This is a genomic window from Halobaculum sp. EA56, from assembly GCF_051195075.1.
Classification (GTDB): Archaea; Halobacteriota; Halobacteria; order Halobacteriales; family Haloferacaceae; genus Halobaculum.
The window spans coordinates 1-1,080 of record NZ_JBNTJX010000100.1; the positions used below are offsets into that span (position 1 = coordinate 1).

At 59.4% G+C, this 1,080-nt stretch carries 2 pseudogenes; one reads left to right on the forward strand and one right to left on the reverse strand.

Features of this window, described 5'->3' with window-relative positions:
- Window positions 1–536: pseudogene (locus ACQUQ1_RS22345) on the forward strand (DUF955 domain-containing protein); the annotation flags it as partial.
- Window positions 537–660: 124 nt separating this feature from the next.
- On the opposite strand, the pseudogene ACQUQ1_RS22350 reads toward ACQUQ1_RS22345, so the two are convergent.
- A pseudogene (locus ACQUQ1_RS22350) lies at window positions 661–1,080 on the reverse strand (hypothetical protein); the annotation flags it as partial.

A 1,080-nucleotide genomic window follows, 5' to 3' on the forward strand; every position in this document is an offset into this window, starting at 1 on the left:
AGTGGTCGAAAGGACTGGTTGGATTCAAACCTACGGCAGTCTTCGATGTGTCTCAAACCGAGGGCGAACCGCTCCCCGAGCTGGAAACCGAGGCCACTGGTAACGCCGACGACCTGGTGCCAGCGCTCCTTGATGCGGCAGCTACTCTCGATGTCGACGTCCGTGTCGTCGACGCTGCTGAGTGGGAGCATGACGACGCGAAAGGCGTCTGCAAACACCGGAATCTCGACGAGTGCCAACCCGTCGTCGAAGCGAAAGATAGAGCGAATCAGGCCGACCTCGCGGTGACGCTGATTCACGAGTACGCCCACGCACTGCTCCATTTCGATGTCAACGACGAACCCGAGCGCGCAAAACGCGAGGTCGAAGCCGAAGCCGTTGCGTACATCGTCGGGCGGTATTTCAACCTGGATACGAGCGGGTCAGCGTTCTATCTTGCCGCGTGGCAGGACGACGATGCGGAGAGCATTCAGGAGCGTCTCGGCCGGATCAGTTCCACCGCGCAAGAGATAATCGGGACGGTCGCCGAGGACTGAACACGCCTTCTCCAGCTGTTAACCAACGGCTTGGGGTACTATCCCACTCTGTTGGTTAATTCGTTCGGCGTCCGACCCTGCGCGTTTCGATCGATTCCAAGACAAACCCCACCGACAGTCGATGTTATCGTTCAGAATCGATTCGGCGCTGCTGGTCACGAAGGAACTCAACGACGGCATCGATATCCTGTTCGGGAACCGTTTGCTGTTCGAAGACTCCTTTGAATGCATCTGCGAAATCCTCCGACGTGAGGCGGTTGAGGACAGTCTCGATGCGACCAGCGAGCTTCTCGGACTCTCCGCGATGCAGATGGGTCGCGATCCGGTCGAAATCCGCGCCAGCAGCCAGCACCACCAGATCCCGAGAGTCTGCCTTGCGGCCACTGTGGAGTTTCACCGCGAACAGCAACTCCCGTTCCGGAATCCTGGCTGTTACCGGGCGCCCGGTTCGCAGTTCCTCGGTGACAGAGTGCTGGGCCAGATAGCGATACGACCATTCAGCTTCCGTCTGGCGACAGCCCAGCGCGTCCACCATCGCGTCGAA